Origin of the sequence: Planotetraspora phitsanulokensis (assembly GCF_016863295.1) — a bacterium.
Classification (GTDB): Bacteria; Actinomycetota; Actinomycetes; order Streptosporangiales; family Streptosporangiaceae; genus Planotetraspora; species Planotetraspora phitsanulokensis.
Genome location: NZ_BOOP01000013.1, coordinates 140,625 through 156,603, shown reverse-complemented (window position 1 = coordinate 156,603; position 15,979 = coordinate 140,625). Strand labels below are relative to the sequence as shown.

Sequence of the window (15,979 nt, the reverse complement as noted above, 5' to 3'; positions counted from 1 at the left end):
GTGTCCACGACAAGGGAGGACATCGATGAGATACGCGATCCAGGCGCAGGGCCTGGCCAAGCACTACGGCGAGACCCGCGCCCTCGACGGGGTCGATCTCGAGGTGCCCCAGGGGCGGCTGCTGGGGGTGCTGGGGCCCAACGGGGCGGGCAAGACCACGGCAGTCCGCATCCTCGCCACCCTGCTGCGGCCGGACGGCGGCCGGGCCCAGGTGGGCGGGTTCGACGTGGTGAGGCAGGCGCACCAGGTGCGCTCGCTGATCGGCCTGACGGGCCAGTACGCCGCGGTCGACGAGACGCTGACCGGCGTGGAGAACCTCGTGATGATCGGCCGGCTGCTCGACATGTCGCGGGCCGACGCCCGGCGGCGCGCCGCCGAGCTTCTCGAGCGCTTCGACCTGACCGACGCGGGAGGCCGGGCGACGAAGACCTACTCCGGCGGCATGCGCCGGCGCCTCGACCTCGCGGCCAGTCTGATCGGCCGCCCGCAGGTGCTGTTCCTCGACGAGCCGACGACGGGGCTCGACCCGCGCAGCCGCACCGAGCTGTGGGGCGTCGTGCGCGGCCTCCAGAGCGATGGTGTGACCGTCCTGCTGACCACGCAGTACCTCGAGGAGGCCGACCAGCTCGCCGACGACATCGTCGTGTTCGACCACGGGAAGGTCATCGCCAACGGCACGTCCGACGAGCTCAAGGCGACGGTCGGCGGCCAGGTGCTCGAGGTGCGCCCGGCGGAGGCCGCCCATCTCGACCTGGTGGGGCGCGTGGTGGGCGACATCCTCGGCGTCGCGCCCACCGTGTCCGGCGGCCTGGTGCGGGCCGGCGTGCGCGACGCCGCCGCGGTTCCCGCCATCGTCCGCCGTCTCGACGACCTCGGCGTGATCGCGTCCGAGCTGTCGCTGCGCAAGTCGAGTCTCGACGAGGTCTTCCTCGCCCTCACCGGACGCGCCGCGGAGGAGGCCCAGGAGAAGGCACAACCGGAGGGGGTCCCGGCATGAGCCGGACGGCCCTGCCAGCCACCGCATCGACGGTCACACCTGCGCCCCTGGGCCCGGCGGCGTCCGGGGCACGACCGAACACTCCCGACAACCTTGACGAGGAGACATCATGACCACGATCGCCGAGACCGCCGGAGGGGCCGTCGCCGCCCCCAGGCTCAGCCCCTCGGCCACGTTCCGCCACACCATGACGCTGTCGTGGCGAAGCCTGGTGCAGATCAAGCACAATCCGATGGAACTGCTCGACCTGAGCGTCCAGCCCGTCATGTTCCTGCTGCTTTTCACCTATGTCTTCGGCGGCGCCATCGCCGGGTCCACCGGCGACTACCTGCAGTTCGCGCTGCCCGGCCTGGTCGCGCAGAACATGTTGTTCGCCAGCATGACCACGGCCGTCGGGCTGAACACCGACATCACCAAGGGCGTCTTCGACCGGTTGCGAAGCCTGCCGATCGCCCGCTCGGCGCCGCTCGCGGGACGGATCGTGGCCGACACGCTGAAGCAGGTGTGGGCGTTCGCCCTGTTCCTGGGGCTGGGCCTCGTCCTCGGCTTCCGGGTGCACACGGGCCTGATCGGCGTCGCCGGCGCGCTGGCGGTGCTGCTGGCCTTCGCTCTGGCCATGTCCTGGGTGGCGGTCCTGGTCGGCCTCCGCGCCTCCGACCAGGAGAAGGTCCAGATCCTGATGTTCTCGCTGATGATGCCGATCACCTTCACCAGCAACGCCTTCGTGCGGACCGACACGATGCCGTCCTGGCTGCAGAAGTGGGTCGAGGTCAACCCGGTCAGCCACCTGTCCGACGCGGTTCGGGGCCTGCTCAGCGGTGGTCCCGTCGCTGAGCACGCCGGAATCTCGCTGCTGTGGGCGGTCGGCATCGCGGTGGTGTTCGCACCGTTGTCGATCCGGGCCTTCCGCGACCGCGTCTGATGCCGGCGCCGGGGTCAGCCCGCGAAGACGACGACCTGTTCCCGGGTCATCGCCCGGCCGCGCTCGTAGCACCGGGAGAACTCCTCCCCGCCGAGCGCGGCCTTGGCCGCCTCCGTGGCGCGGACGTGGTCGAAGCCGACGACGTCCACGATCCCGCGGACGGCGGTCGCCCCGCCGAGCAGCACCGCGGCGCTCTCGTGATCGCCTTCGACGGCGGCGAGACAGGCGTACGCCACGATCACATGGGCGACCACCGGGCCGTCCTGCGATTCGACCGCGAGGGCCAGCGCCTCGCCGTGGAGGCGGCGAGCCCGTCTGAGGTCGCCCTCCTGCGCGGCCAGCATGCCGAGCGACGCGCTCAGCGTCGCCTGGAACTGCCGGGCCGACGACATCTCCGGACCGCCCAGCAGCCGCAACGCCTCGTGGTAGCACTCGCGGGCGGCGTCGAAGTCGCCCGCCTCCCGGGCGAAGTCGCCGCGGACATGTTCCACGCCGGCCTTCCCCACGAGGTCGGCGTTGTCGACGCAGATGCGCATGGCCTCCTGCAGGACCGCGGCCGCGGCCGCGCGGTCACCGGCGATGTTGAGGGCGATCGCCAGGCGGGTCCGCATGTACGGCGTGTCCTCCACGGCCCCGACCTCGTCGACGAGCGCGATGGCCTCCCGCAGGATCTCAATGGCCTCGCCGCTGCCACGCATCGTGCCCGCCTCCGCGAGCGACGCGAGCGCGTTGCCCATCCCCCACCGGTCGCCGACCTCTCTGAACAGCTCGAGGGAGGCCCGCAGGTCGGCCTCCCCCTCGGCGACGCGGCCCGAGTTGAACGCCATGTTGCCGCGGAACATGTAGGCGGCGGCGACCACCCAAGGATCGGGATGGCCGAACAGGTCCTCCAGACGGGCGTTGGCCTCCCGGTCCGAGCTGAGCAGGAGCGCCAGGATGGGCGCGGCCATGGCCACCATCGGATGCGGCGGATCCGGGGCCGGGTGGTCCCGCAGCAGCCGGATCGCCGTCTTCAGGCTGTCCTTCGCCCTGTCCCACTGGAGGTCCGCCGCGGCCCACGTCAGGCCGAGCACCGCGTGGGCGAGCGCGACCTTCACCGGGTCGGCCTCGGGATCCGCGCCCTCCGCCATGCGCAGGACCTCCTCGGCCCGCTGCGCGCCCTCCCGACGCTGCCCCACCAGCCACCAGTACCAGCCGAGGTTGCCGACCAGTGCCAGCGCCACGTCGGCCTCGCCCTGATCGGTGGCCCACAACAGGGCCGACGTCAGGTTGTCGTGCTCGGCCCACAGCCGGGGGAGCCACTCGACCTGCTCGGCCCGGCGCAGATGCGGGTCGGCGGTCTCGGCCATCTCGGCGAAGAACCGGGCGTGCGCCATCCGGATCTCGCGCTCGTCGCCCGTCTCCGCCAGCCGGTCGCCCGCGTAGGCGCGGACCGTCTCCAGCATGCTGTAGCGGCCGCCGTCGAACACCACCAGAGACTTGTCGACGAGACGGCCGAGCACGTCGAGGTCTCCGCGGCAGACCTCCTCCGCGCTCTCCAGCGTGGCGCCTCCCGCGAAGACGGACAGACGTGCCGCGAGCGTGCGCTCCCCGTCGTCGAGCAGGTCCCAGCTCCACTCGACGACCGCGCGCAGAGTCTGGTGGCGGGGCATGGCCGTACGGCTCCCGCTGGTCAGCAGGTGGAAACGGTCGCTGAGCCGGTCGGCTATCCCGTCCGCGGACAGGGTCCGCAGGCGGGCGGCCGCCAGTTCGATCGCCAGGGGCATGCCGTCGAGCCCGCGGCAGATGCGCTCGACCGCGTCCCGGTCGTCCTGCGCGCGGTAGCCGGGCCGCGCCGCCGCCGCGCGGTCGGCGAACAGCCGTACGGCGTGGTCGAGGCCGAGCGGCTGGACCGGCCAGAGCACCTCGCCGGTGATGCCGAGCGGTTCGCGGCTCGTCACCAGGATCCGGATCCCGGGGCAGTCGGCGAGCAGCCGGTCCGCCAGGATGGCCGCGGCGTTCACGAGATGCTCGCAGTTGTCCAGCACGATCAGCACTGAGCGTCCCGCCAGCGCCGTCACCAGACGGTCGGTCGCGTCGGAGTCGGCGGCCGGTCCCGCCGACGAGCGCACCGGCACGAGCCCCATGTCCCGGAGACCGAGCGCGGCCAGGACCGCGCGCGGGACCTGGGCCGGGTCGACCACGGACGCCAGCTCCACGAGCCACACGCCGTCCGGGGCGGAGGGCGCGAACGCCTCGGCCGACTCGACGGCGAGCCTGGTCTTCCCCGCGCCGCCCGGCCCGAGAAGTGTGACGAGGCGGTTGCGGGCCAGCAGCTCCCCCGCCTGCTCGACGTCGCCCTCTCTCCCGACGAAGCTGGTCAGCCGGGCGCGCAGGTTGCCCTTCCGCGCGGGCGGCGCATCGAGTGGCCGGACCGGCTCGTGCACGCGCGGCGGAACCTGCGGCTCCCCCTCGTCAGGGCCGCGCAGCGCGGAGCCGTCTCCCCCCAGGGCGGAACCGTCTCCCCGCAGGGCGGAACCGTCTCCCCGCAGGGCGGAGCCGTCTCCTCGCAGGATGGACAGGTGCAGCTCCGCCAGCGCGGGCGACGGGTCGGCGCCGAACCGTTCCGCGAACGCGACACGGGCGTCCTCATAGGCGGCGAGCGCCTCCACCTGCCTGCCCGAACCGTAGAGGGCGCGCATCAGCAGCCCGCGCAGCCGCTCGCGCAGCGGGTGGGCGGCGATGAGCCGGGACAGCTCGGAGACGACCTCGGGGAACTGCCCCAGCCTGAGCTCGGCGTCGATCCTGTCCTCGGTCGCGGCGATCCTGATCTCCTCGAGCCGGGCCACCTCGACACCGCCGACGGGCAGGTCCGTGAGCGGTGCGCCGCGCCACAGGCGGAGACCCTCGGTGAGCACCCGTACGGCCAGGCCGGGGTCTCCCGTCTCCAGCGCCCTGCCTCCCTCACGGGCCAGCCGGGTGAAGCGGTGGAGGTCGACCTGGTCGGGCGGGACCAGAAGGCGGTAACCGGACGGGTCCGCCACCACGAGCGTCCGGTCGATCGTCCCCCGGAGCCGGGACACCAGCGCCTGCAGCGCGTTGCCCACGCCGTTCGGCGGGCGGTCGTCCCACACGCCGGCGACCAGGACGTCGGTGGGGACGGTGCGGCCGGTGTCGAGGAGCAGGAGGGTGAGCAGGGCGCGCAACCGCTGCCCGCCGATCTCGATCAGGCGGCCGTCCTCGCGTACCTCGAGAGGCCCGAGGACGGCGAAGCTCACGCCCGTGTCCAGCGTCACCCCCTGCATGCCTCGATTGTCGCCGAAAACGCCGCATCCCCGCGCAGTCAGTACCCTCTAGCGGGACCAGTGGTCGGAATGGGATGAATCAAGAGACAGGACGCAGCAGGTGAGAGCGGTACGCCCGGCTGAACAGCGGCACGGATCAGCCCGATTCGGTCGGCGCACCATTCCGATCCGCGTAGCATCATCGGGCATGGGGTCGCCGACGAAGTCCATGGGCGCACGTTGTGCCGTCGCCATCACGGCGGTGGCGCTCGCTGCGTCGGGCTGCGGGATCCTGGGCGGCGGATCGCCCAGGAACCTCGACGTGATCAGTGTGTCGAGCCCGCGCTTTCGTGACGGGGCGCCCCTGCCGCACGGCTATTCCTGCAGCGGCGGGCTGGGCAACCCTCCCCTCCGCTGGTCGGGGACGTCGGGCGCGAAGTCCGTTGCCATAGTCGTCGACGACAGCAGTGCGAGGAGCAGCGCGGTGAACTGGGTGGTGTTCAACATCGACCCGAACACCACCGAGCTGGCCGAGAACGGCGTCCCGAGAGGTGCGAGGCAGGGCCAGGCGTCGAACGGCAAAGTCGGGTATACGCCTCCGTGCCAGACCGACGGCAGTTACCGTTTCACTGTCTACGCCCTCGACGCGAAACTCGACCTCAGGCAGGGAGCGCCCCTGGCGGAGACGCTCGAGCACATCGCCGATCACACCATCGCTCGCGGACGCCTCACGGCGGACAACATCGAGTGACATGCTGAACGCCGGAGGTAGTCGTGCTACACCAATCTTCGCCTAGGGTGTGACAACGGTCATTGTGGTCAAGCAGAATCGGATCCAATTGCTGAGCGCAGGTGGTCAAAGGGGGCAGGTCGCGTCGATGGCCGCGCGATCTCACCGGCGCCGCAGGCAGGCCATGGCCTTGAAGGTGGTGCTATGACTGCGGTCATTATGGGCCTCGTCGCCGTCGTGCTCTTGGTGCTCGTCGTCGTGGCTCTGGGCATGCGCTCGATGAACCGCAGGGAGAGCGCCCTTTCTTCCGAGCGGATCAAGGCGATGGCCGAGAACAAGGGCCCCAAGCCTCGCCGTCCCGCCGAGGAGACGTTCTTCGAGAGCTTCCCTCAGGGTTTCGACGCCTTCGAGGAGCCCTCCGACAAGGACAAGACCGCGGCCAAGCAGCGTCCCGCGGCCAAGCCCGGAGGGCGCCAGGCGGCGCAGCGCGGCGGAGGCAAGCAGCCCGCCGCTCCGCGCGGTCGTCGCGGCGTCGACGAATGGGGCGAGTCGGACGACTACGACGACGAGTACTGGAGCCGCGTCCGCGCCGACGACGGCGGCTTCACCGGCGGCCCCGGCGCCCGGATGGGCACCCCTCGCCCCACGGGCCGATCGGGCGCGCCTTCCGACGCCCCGGCGAACGCGCAGGCGGCGACCCCGTCCCGGGCCGCCGACCCCGACGCCGCGACCGTTCAGGCTCCGCTTCCGCTGCGCTCCGCCTCCGACCGTCCGAGCAGCCGCAAGCGCGCCACCCCCGCATCGGCCGCCGCCGACCAGAAGACGGTGGCGTTCTCCGCGCCGACTCCCGACGTCCTCGGCGCGCTCGGAACGCCCGCGCCCGGACGGCCTCAGTCCTCCACTCCCGCGGATGTGTTCGACTCGAACCCGTCGACCGGGTCGTTCGACGCGACCCCCTCGGCCGCGTCGTTCGACGCGAGCCCCGCCACCGGATCGTTCAGCACGACTCCCTCCGCGGCGTCGTTCGACGCGAGCCCCGCCACCGGACCGTTCAACGCGCCCCCGGCGGGCGACTCTTTCACCCCTCCGGCCCGCCCGTCGGGCTCGGCCTCGTCCCGGTCCGGCAGATCCGGCAGGTCCTCGCGGTCCGCCCGCCGTGCCGCGGCGGCCTCGTCCGACACCGGCGCCGGCCGCGCGAGCGGGTCCTTCGAGGCCCCACTCGGCACCGGTCCGCTGGCCGGCGGCTTCGACGCGACGCCCGCACCGGCTCCCGCCACCGGGCCGTACCCCACTGGAACGGGCTCGTTCGAAACGGCGTTCCCCCCGGCCGCCACGCCCGCGCCCGCCTCCGATCCGCTGACCTCGGCGACACCGTCCGCTCCCGGCACGGGATCCTTCGAAAGCTGGACGGCCTACGAGGCCCCCCGGAGCAACGACTCCTACGACCTGCCCCCCGGCTCCAGCGGCCTGTTCACGACCGCGGACACGGGTCCCTCCTACACGGTGCCGCCGAGCGTGCCGCCCGTCACCCCGATCCCCGCCACCCCCACCCATAACGAGACCTCCTGGCCGGCGGCCTCGGCCGCACCGGCTCCGGCCGCCCCGTCGTCCTGGCAGGGTGCTCGCGACATCTTCGACGACCCCGAGCCGGCCCGCGGCAGCGGCAGCAACACGACCTGGCCCAGCACCGAGAGCTACCAGCAACCGGCCGCCCAGCAGCCGGGCTACGACGGCTACTCCCCGTATTCGAGTGACCCGACATACTCCACCGGGACCCCCTCCTACGAGGTGAGCGCGGGGTGGGCGACGATCGATGACGCCGACTCCGCGGCCGGGCCCACGGGCGCCCACACGGGCCCGGGCCACACGGTGTCGCCGTACGAGTCGGCGGGGTACGACGTGCCCTCCGGCCAGAGCCCCTACGGCTACGACCAGCAGCAGGGTCAGACCGGCGGCAACGGCCAGCAGTCGTGGCCGGAGCAGAACGCGGGCGGCAGCTGGCCGTCCTACGACGAGCTCTACGGATCCGCCCAGCAGTCGACGAGCTCACGCAGGGGCAACCACCGTCAGCCGGAAACTGAGCCTGACTATCCCGACTATTACCGGTGATTTTCCGCCGGCTTGCCTGAGCGGCGGGTGGCCCCTGTCATAGGGTCGCCCCATGACACAGAGTAGTCAGGCGAGTTCCAAGCGTTATTGGGGGTCGGTGCTCCAGCACGATGTGCCGGCTTCTCTGGTGGTGTTCCTCGTGGCGGTGCCCCTGTCGATGGGCATCGCCGTCGCCTCCGGAGCCCCGATCGCGGCCGGTCTCGTGGCCGCGGTCGTGGGCGGTGTGGTCGCCGGGGCGCTGGGCGGATCGGTCGTCCAGGTCAGCGGACCGGCGGCCGGCCTGTCGCTCGTCGTCGCCCAGCTCGTCCACACCTACGGCTGGCGAGCCACCTGCATGATCACGCTCCTCGCCGGCCTGCTCCAGCTCCTCCTTGGAGCGTTCCGGGTGGCGAAGGCGGCGCTGGGCGTCTCCCCCGCCGTCGTCCACGGCATGCTCGCCGGGGTGGGCGTGGTGATCGCGCTCTCCCAGCTGCACATCGTGCTGGGCGGCAAACCTCAAACCTCCGCGTTCGAGAACATTCTCGAACTGCCGTCGCAGATCGTGAACAACCACAGCCACGCCGTCCTGGTCGGCCTCCTGACGATCGGGATCCTGCTCGTCTGGTCGCGGGTGCCCCGGCTCGGCAAGGTGCCCGCTCCGCTCGCGGCGCTGGTCATCGCCGCTCTGACGGCGGCCGTGCTCGGCTGGGACCTGACCCGGGTCGACCTGTCCGGCGGCTTCTCCTCCCTGGAGTCCCCGCTGCTGCCGCAGGGCGACTGGCACGCCATCGCCGGCGCGGTCCTGCTCGTCGCCCTCCTCGCAGGCGTCGAGTCGCTCCTCACCTGCGTGGCGTCCAACCGGCAGCACGACGGCCCGCGTGCCGACCTCGACAGGGAGCTCGCCGCGCAGGGCGTCGCCAACGTGGTGTCGGGCGCCCTCGGCGGCCTGCCGGTGTCCGGCGTGGTCGTGCGCACCACGGCCAACGCCAGGGCGGGGGCGCGCAGCCGCTGGTCGACCGTCCTGCACGGCCTGTGGGTGCTGCTGTTCACGGCCGGATTCGCGTGGATGATCGCACTCATCCCCCTCGAGGCCCTGGCGGCGCTGCTGCTGTTCATCGGCGTGCAGATGGTCAACCTCGGACACGCGCGCAACCTGCGCGGGCACCGTGAGATGCCCATCTACTTCGTGACCATGGGCGGCGTCGTGGTCATCGGCCTCGCGGAGGGCGTCGCGCTCGGCCTCGGGCTGGCCGCGCTGCTCGCCCTGCGCCGCCTCGCCTGGACCTCCGTGGTGGTACGGCAGGCGGGCGACCGCTGGCGCGTCGTCGTCACCGGGTCCCTCACGTTCCTCGGCGTGCCCCGCCTGGCGGAGTCCCTGGCGACGATCCCGCAGGGCACGGCGGTGGAACTCGACCTGAACCTCGACTTCATGGACCACGCCGGCTTCGAGACGCTCCACGCCTGGCGGCTGGAGCACGAGCGCGGCGGCGGCACGATCGACATCGACGAGTTGCACGGCGAGTGGTACGCCGCGGCCGTCAGCGGCGCCCGAATGTTGCCGGCCAGGACCCCGCCGAAGCACGATCGCTTCTGGCTGCCGTGGGCCTACCGCCGCCGCGTGGTCGATCCCGTGCGCCAGGCCGAGAGCATGTGCGCCTACGACGAGATGTGCGAGAACGGTCCCAACGGCGACCACGTGACGGACCAGGCTCAGGCCGTGCCGGACCTGCTGCAGGGGACGCGGGAGTTCCACCGCAGGACCGCGCCGCTCGTCCGGCCGCTCCTGCACAGAATGGCCCGCAAGCAGACTCCCTCCCATCTGTTCATCACGTGCGCCGACTCGCGGATCGTGCCCAACATCATCACCGCGAGCGGCCCGGGAGACCTGTTCACGGTGCGCAACATCGGCAACCTCGTGCCACGCGTCTCGAGCGCTCCGCCCGACGACTCGGTCTCGGCGGCCATCGAGTACGCCCTGAATGTCCTCGAGGTGCGGACGATCACGGTGTGCGGCCACTCGGGGTGCGGCGCGATGTCCGCCCTCCTCAGCGAGGCGCCCGACTTGCCCGCGCTGCGCAACTGGCTGCGGCACGGGCAGCAGAGTCTGGCCCGCTTCGCCGCCGTCCCCGAGCAAGACGACGACGCCGGTCCGCTCGACCGGTTGTGCCGGGTGAACGTGATCCAGCAGCTGGACAACCTGGAGACCCACCCTCTCGTGAACGAGCTCGTGCGTGCCGGAAAGCTGGAACTCACGGGGCTCTACTTCGACATCCCCGCGGCCCGCGTCCACGTGCTCGAGAGGGAGCACTTTTCGGCCGTTCCAGAACTGCGCCGCGGCTGAACCGACCCGTCTGCTCTCAGCGGAGCCCGTCCGCTGATCGTGAAACCACGGCGACACGGTCGTACGGTCTCGCGAAGGATGGGCTCATGAGAGTTCTGATCATCGGTGGTTCGGTTTTCCTGGGCCGGGCGATCGTGGCGGAGGCCCTGGCCCAGGGGCACGAGGTCACGACGTTCAACCGGGGCGTGAGCGGACCCGGCCTGCCGGGCGTGCACGCCGTACACGGCGACAGAGAGGTCCTCGAGGACCTCGATCGGCTGGTGGACGGGCGTGAGTGGGACGTCGTCATCGACGTCTGCGGCTACACGCCCGCCAACGTCCTCGAAGCGGTACGGCGGCTGTCCGGGCACGCCGGCCATTACACGTTCATCTCCAGCATCTCGGCCTATCCGGACTTCCCGGCCAAGCCCGCGGTGGACGAGACCTTCCCACGATATGAGTGCCCGCCCGACGCCGACGCGGACTTCGGCGAGTACGGCGTGCTGAAGGCGGGGTGCGAGCGGGCGGTCGAGGAGTACTTCGACGGGCCTTCGCTCATCGTCAACCCCGGCCTGATCATCGGGCCGTACGAGAACGTGGGCCGCCTGCCGTGGTGGCTCACGCGGATCTCCAAGGGCGGCCGGGTGCTCGCACCGGGAAATCCCGACCTGCCGATCCAGCTCATCGACGCCAGGGACATCGCCGCCTTCACCCTCGCGCAGGCGGAAAAGCGCACCACGGGCCGCTACCTCACCGGCGGCGTCCGCGCGAACGCCACCTTCGGAAGCTGGCTGGCCGACTGCGTGGAGGTCACCGGCTCCGATGCCGAACTGGTGTGGGCCGAGGACGGTTTCCTGCTCGACCACGAGGTGGAGCAGTGGACCGAGCTTCCCCTGTGGCTGGCCGAGGGCCCGGAGACCACGGGCGGCTGGACGCATTCGTCGGCGAAGGCCCTGGCCGCCGGTCTGACGTGCCGTCCGGTCACCGAGACCGTCAGGGACACCTGGGAGTGGCTGAAGGACGTCCCCGAGGGCGAGCGCAGCTTCGGCAACCGGATGTTGCGGCACGGCATCGACCCCGAGAAGGAGGCCCGCATCCTGGCCGACTGGGACGCGCGCACCTGATCTTCCGCGCCCTCGGGCTGATGTGAACCGGTGGGCGGCGGGTGTCGCCGCACTGATGGGTGCCGGCTTCGCGGTCGCGTGGCGTTCACGCGGCGCGGCAGCGAAGCCGGCGTCCCCACGCCCTCATCGGGGCCGAGGGTCTGTACCGGCTTCCGAAGGAAGGGGCTGAGCGGGCTCAGTCACCGGCCTGCGGGAGGCGTGCCGCGATGCCGTCCAGGAGGCGGTCGAGCCCGTAGGCGAACCGGTCCCCCACGTCGACGTAGTCCTGCCCGCCCTCCGTCAGCATCCTCACGACCATGGGGTATCGCCCGCTCGCGACGACGGACTGCAGGTAGGGAACCTGCAGAGTCATCCACTCCATCAGATCGAGGCCCGTACGGCGCAGCGCCTCGGCCTCGGCCAACTCGCTCTCCACGAATCCGTTGACGTACGCGAAGACCGTGCCGATGACCGTAAGCATCTCGTTGAAGCTCAAGCCGAGACCGTCGACCATGCGCAGGGCCGTGTCGAGCATCCGCACCCGGTTCGGGCTCGCCTGCTGCCGGGTGCCCGACAACGGGGCGATCCACGGGTGACGGAGGATGACCTCGCGGACCCGGCCGGCCAGCGCGCGCAGATCGGCCCGCCAGTCTCCCGACAGGACGAGGTCCGGCGGGAGGTAGTCGGCGACGACGGCGTCGATCATCAGCTCGATGACGTCGTCCTTGCCCGAGACGTATCGGTAGAGGGACATCGTCCCCGCCCCGATCTCGGTCGCGAGGCGCCGCATGGAGATCGCGGCCAGCCCCTCGGCGTCGGCGACCCGGATGGCCGCCTCCGTCAGCTGCGCGCGGCTGAACGTCGGCCGCGGCCCCCGGGCGGGTTGCTCCGGCCGCATCCAGAGGTTCTCCCGACTTGTCATCCTCACCATCTCTCGCTGTGCCTGGTCTGAACTACCACACCTCCACGACCTGATGCGATGTCAACGGTCCTTCCCGGCCAGATATTGCGTACTACGTATCCAGTAAGTAGCCTCAGGAACATAACCGAGTACGTCGTACCCGGTATTGCCGTCGCACGAGGGGACCGGTCGGTGGGCGTGTCACTTGTCGCCGTGGACGAGTTCGAGGCTCCGGGAGTCGGCATCTTCGATTTCCCGCCGCTCTGGGACGGTGCACCACACTGGCTGAACAAGCCCGTCGTCATGGCGGCGTTCGGCGTGGTCCTGGTGTGCTCGCTCGCGTGGGCCGCGTTTGCCTCACCGAAGCTGGTGCCGCGCGGCATGCAGAACGCCGGCGAGTATGTCTACGAGTTCGTGCGCGACCAGGTGGCGCGGCCGTTCCTGGGCAAGGACGCCGAACGCTGGATGCCGCTGTTGCTGAGTCTGTTCGTGCTGATCCTGGTGTGGAACTTCATGGGGGTCGTCCCCGTCCTGCAGTTCCCGGTGAACTCGCACATCGCGTTCCCGGTGATCTTCGCTCTGGTGGTATACGTGCTGAAGATCTATCTGGGCATCAGGCACCAGGGGCTCGGCGGCTACTTCAAGAACATGATGTTCCCGCCCGGCCTGCCGAAGCCCCTGGCCATCGCGCTGTTCGCCCCGCTCGAACTGCTCTACAACTTCGTCACCGCGCCGTTCACGCATGCCGTACGGCTGTTCGCCAACATGTTCGCGGGACACCTGCTGCTGGCGTTCTTCAGCGCGGCCGGCTTCTGGTTCCTGATCGCGCATCCGACCCTGCCGGGTGCGTCGATCGGCGTCCTCAGCGTGGTGACGACCGTCGCGATGACGGGCCTGGAGATCTTCATCCAGTTCCTCCAGGCGTTCCTGTTCACCATGCTCGCCGCCATGTTCATCGGCGGCTCCCTGCACCCGGACCACTAGGGACCCGGCGGGCCACCGGTCAGTCGAAGCTGAGCTGCTCGGTGCGCCGGGGCATCAGCAGGAGCGCGCCCACGCTGAGCACGGCCACCACGACGAGCGCGAGAAACGTGTGGTGTGCAGCGTCGTAGAGCGCTCGGCGGACGAAGACCCCCACCGCCGAATCGCGGACCGCCGACCCCTGCCCTCCGAGCACCAGGCTGGTCGCGTCGACGCTCTTCGGCAGGTGACCGGCGACACCGGCAGGAGGATGGGCGAACCGGTCGGCCAGCGTCGCGTTGGAGATGGCTCCCAGGACGGCCGCCCCCACCGCGCTGCCGATGGAGCGGCAGAACATGTTGGTCGCGGTGACCACGCCGCGCCGTTCCCAGCCGACGACCGACTGGACGGCGACGACGGTCGGGCTGGACGACAGGCCGAGGCCCGCGCCGACGACGAAGCACGCCGCGGCGACCTGCCACACCATGGCGTCCTGGGCGAGCAGTCCGCACAGGACGGCGCCGGCCACGATGAGCAGGCTGCCGATCAGCGCCGTGTCCCTGAAGCCGATGCGCATGTAGACGCGTCCCGACAGGGCGGCGGCGATGGGCCACCCGATGGTCAGCGCGGCCAGCGCGAAGCCCGCCACCAGCGCCCCGGTGCCGAGCACCCCCTGCACGTACGTCGGGATGTAGGAGCTCAGCCCGATCAGGAGCGCGCCGACGCCCACCGCGACGAGGTTGCCACCCGTGAGCGTGCGGTTGCGGAAGACCCACAGCGGCAGGACCGGCTCGGCCGCCCGCCGTTCGACCAGCACGAACACGACCAGCAGGACGATGCCCGCCACGAAGATGACCACGCTGGGCACCGAGGTCCAGCCCCACGCGACCCCGCCTTCGAGCAGGCCGAGGATGAGGAGGGAGGAGCCCGAGATGAGCAGGGCCGCCCCCGTGTAGTCGATGCGATGCGAGCCGGGTGTCACGTTCTCCTTGAACCGCCGGGCGATCATCCACATCGCGATGGCGCCGAGGGGCAGGTTGATGAAGAAGATCCACCGCCACGACACGTACTCGGAGAACACGCCGCCGAGGGTGGGCCCCAGCACCGAGGCGACGCCCCAGACGCTGGCGACGTAGCCCTGGACGCGGGCCCGCTCCTCCACCGTGTACAGGTCGCCGATCATCGTCATGCTGATCGGCTGGACCGCTCCCGCGCCGATGCCCTGCACGGCGCGGAAGGCGATGAGCGCCGGCATGCTCCAGGCGAACCCGCACAACACCGACCCGATGAGGAAGGCGGTGATGCCGAGCAGGATCACCGGCTTGCGACCCGCGATGTCGGCGAACTTGCCGTACAGCGGGACCGTCACCGCCTGCGTCAGCAGATAAATCGAGAAGAGCCAGGGGAACTGGGAAAAGCCGCCGAGGTCGCTGACGATGGACGGCACCGCGGTGGCGATGATCGTGCTGTCCAGCGCCACCAGGCCGGTGGAGAGCATGACGGCCGCCAGCACCGGTCCGCGCTCCGAACGGAGCCCGACGCCCTTCGAGATGGTTGTTGCCACGTGGGGAAGTTCTCCTTGCGGGTCGAGCACGAAATCACCAACGGACTCGTCCGCCTGAAAGCGCACTCGTCCCGACAAGCGCCAACTGCGACCGCCCCCTTCCGCATTCCCGTTTCGTCCGCATTCCCACGCCGTCCGCGTTCCCGGTTTCGCCCGCGTTGCCGGGTCGGCAGGTCAGTCGCCTCTCCCGTCGGCCGCCCCTCCCCCAGGACGATCCGCTTCCCCCTTCCCCGGCGGGACAGACGTGATGCCGCGAGCGATCGCCGTCATCGGCTTCGTCAGATCGGGTGTGGCCCAGACCCGTACGCCCAGGCCGGGCCGGATCACCCAGAGGAGCCCACCGGCCCACGCCGTCGTTCAGCCGGTACGGCGACCTCGTCGTTCACGAGGTCGCCGTACTGGTCATGGCAGAGGGCGAGCGTGTGCCTCAGACCAGTGCGGGCTCCGGGGACCACAGCCCGTCGATCTCCTGCTCCGCCGCGGCGAGGCTCTTGTGCGCCAGCGGGATCAGCTCGGCCATGGCGGGCGTCACCTCGGCGAGCGTGAGCTCGGCCGCGATGAAGCGCGGCTCCAGACCGGTGACGGCCAGGCCGTGCGGAAGCCACGTCCCGGCGTGGTCCCAGCCCTCACGAGGCGCGCCCGGGGTGTAACCGCCGCCGCGGCTGGCGACCACGATGAAGTCGCGTCCGCCGAGCAGGCCGGTCATGGTCGCGTGGTCGAACGACAGCCCGGCGGCGATGAGGTGGTCCACCCATGCCTTGACGCTGCTCGGTGCGCCGTAGTTGTACAGCGGGAGCCCCAGCACGATCGCGTCGGCCTCCTTCACTTCGTTGATCAACAGCTCGGTCAGCGCCCAGGACTCGGCCTGCGCCGGCGTGTGCTGATCAGGCGGCACCATCCTGGCCAGGCCGCCGGCCGCGTCGAGGTGCGGCAGAGGTTCGCCGCCCAGGTCCCGGTACGTGACGGTCCCACCGGGATGCCTGGCCCGCCAGACGGCGGCAGCCCGGGCGCTGAGCCTGCGACTGACGGATCGGTCGCCCTGGATGCTCGAGTCGATGTGCAAAAGGTGAGCCATGTCATTGACCTTCCATAGATGGTTCGTGTTGCATCAATGATTAGCGCTCAATCGAT

Annotated in this window: 11 protein-coding genes; 7 read left to right on the top strand and 4 right to left on the bottom strand. The window is 70.9% G+C overall.

Annotated elements, in window-relative coordinates; genetic code table 11:
* The first annotated feature begins 25 nt into the window (after positions 1 to 25).
* Positions 26 to 997 (top strand): ATP-binding cassette domain-containing protein, encoded by a 972-nt coding sequence (locus tag Pph01_RS16415; protein WP_204073950.1) that lies wholly within the window; start codon positions 26 to 28, stop codon positions 995 to 997.
* A gap of 109 nt (positions 998 to 1,106) precedes the next feature.
* On the top strand, positions 1,107 to 1,919 hold the full coding sequence (locus Pph01_RS16410; RefSeq protein WP_204073949.1) for an ABC transporter permease: 813 nt from the start codon (positions 1,107 to 1,109) through the stop codon (positions 1,917 to 1,919).
* Between the two features lie 14 nt (positions 1,920 to 1,933).
* Here Pph01_RS16410 and Pph01_RS16405 read toward each other — a convergent pair whose 3' ends face one another.
* Entirely contained in the window at positions 1,934 to 5,203 is a 3,270-nt protein-coding gene (locus Pph01_RS16405) for an AfsR/SARP family transcriptional regulator (RefSeq protein WP_204073948.1), read from the bottom strand.
* A 187-nt stretch (positions 5,204 to 5,390) separates the two neighbouring features.
* On the opposite strand from Pph01_RS16405, the gene Pph01_RS16400 reads away from it, so the two are divergent.
* The 4 genes from Pph01_RS16400 (at position 5,391) to Pph01_RS16385 (ending at position 11,444) form a co-directional block, all read left to right on the top strand.
* Positions 5,391 to 5,933, top strand: coding sequence for a YbhB/YbcL family Raf kinase inhibitor-like protein (locus Pph01_RS16400; protein ID WP_204073947.1), 543 nt, complete (start codon positions 5,391 to 5,393; stop codon positions 5,931 to 5,933).
* A gap of 183 nt (positions 5,934 to 6,116) precedes the next feature.
* A complete protein-coding gene (locus Pph01_RS16395; protein ID WP_204073946.1) occupies positions 6,117 to 8,021 on the top strand; it encodes a hypothetical protein in 1,905 nt (634 codons plus the stop codon).
* 52 nt (positions 8,022 to 8,073) lie between these two features.
* Positions 8,074 to 10,341 carry a SulP family inorganic anion transporter gene (locus tag Pph01_RS16390; protein ID WP_204073945.1) on the top strand — a complete coding sequence of 756 codons (2,268 nt, stop codon included), beginning with the start codon at positions 8,074 to 8,076 and terminating at the stop codon, positions 10,339 to 10,341.
* Between the two features lie 86 nt (positions 10,342 to 10,427).
* Positions 10,428 to 11,444, top strand: a complete 1,017-nt coding sequence (locus Pph01_RS16385) for an NAD-dependent epimerase/dehydratase family protein (RefSeq protein WP_204073944.1) — start codon at positions 10,428 to 10,430, stop codon at positions 11,442 to 11,444.
* A gap of 175 nt (positions 11,445 to 11,619) precedes the next feature.
* Here the strand turns inward: Pph01_RS16385 and Pph01_RS16380 are convergent, their stop codons facing one another.
* Positions 11,620 to 12,345, bottom strand: a complete 726-nt coding sequence (locus Pph01_RS16380; protein ID WP_204073943.1) for a TetR/AcrR family transcriptional regulator — start codon at positions 12,343 to 12,345, stop codon at positions 11,620 to 11,622.
* Positions 12,346 to 12,516: 171 nt separating this feature from the next.
* Between Pph01_RS16380 and atpB the strand changes: the two genes are divergently transcribed.
* Positions 12,517 to 13,308 carry a F0F1 ATP synthase subunit A gene (gene atpB / locus Pph01_RS16375; protein WP_239116746.1) on the top strand — a complete coding sequence of 264 codons (792 nt, stop codon included), beginning with the start codon at positions 12,517 to 12,519 and terminating at the stop codon, positions 13,306 to 13,308.
* A 19-nt stretch (positions 13,309 to 13,327) separates the two neighbouring features.
* On the opposite strand, the gene Pph01_RS16370 is transcribed toward atpB, so the two are convergent.
* Entirely contained in the window at positions 13,328 to 14,848 is a 1,521-nt protein-coding gene (locus Pph01_RS16370) for an MDR family MFS transporter (protein WP_239116745.1), read from the bottom strand.
* Positions 14,849 to 15,275: 427 nt separating this feature from the next.
* Positions 15,276 to 15,923: an FMN-dependent NADH-azoreductase gene (locus Pph01_RS16365; protein ID WP_204073941.1), complete on the bottom strand. Its 648-nt coding sequence runs from the start codon at positions 15,921 to 15,923 to the stop codon at positions 15,276 to 15,278.
* Positions 15,924 to 15,979: the final 56 nt, after the last annotated feature.

What these genes read in the sequence shown, in the direction of transcription:
- Pph01_RS16415 (WP_204073950.1), top strand. Translation starts at nt 26, where the DNA reads ATGAGATACGCGATCCAGGCGCAGGGCCTGGCCAAGCACTACGGCGAG.
- Pph01_RS16410 (WP_204073949.1), top strand. Translation starts at nt 1,107, where the DNA reads ATGACCACGATCGCCGAGACCGCCGGAGGGGCCGTCGCCGCCCCCAGG.
- Pph01_RS16405 (WP_204073948.1), bottom strand. Translation starts at nt 5,203, where the DNA reads ATGCAGGGGGTGACGCTGGACACGGGCGTGAGCTTCGCCGTCCTCGGG.
- Pph01_RS16400 (WP_204073947.1), top strand. Translation starts at nt 5,391, where the DNA reads ATGGGGTCGCCGACGAAGTCCATGGGCGCACGTTGTGCCGTCGCCATC.
- Pph01_RS16395 (WP_204073946.1), top strand. Translation starts at nt 6,117, where the DNA reads ATGACTGCGGTCATTATGGGCCTCGTCGCCGTCGTGCTCTTGGTGCTC.
- Pph01_RS16390 (WP_204073945.1), top strand. Translation starts at nt 8,074, where the DNA reads ATGACACAGAGTAGTCAGGCGAGTTCCAAGCGTTATTGGGGGTCGGTG.
- Pph01_RS16385 (WP_204073944.1), top strand. Translation starts at nt 10,428, where the DNA reads ATGAGAGTTCTGATCATCGGTGGTTCGGTTTTCCTGGGCCGGGCGATC.
- Pph01_RS16380 (WP_204073943.1), bottom strand. Translation starts at nt 12,345, where the DNA reads ATGACAAGTCGGGAGAACCTCTGGATGCGGCCGGAGCAACCCGCCCGG.
- Pph01_RS16365 (WP_204073941.1), bottom strand. Translation starts at nt 15,923, where the DNA reads ATGGCTCACCTTTTGCACATCGACTCGAGCATCCAGGGCGACCGATCC.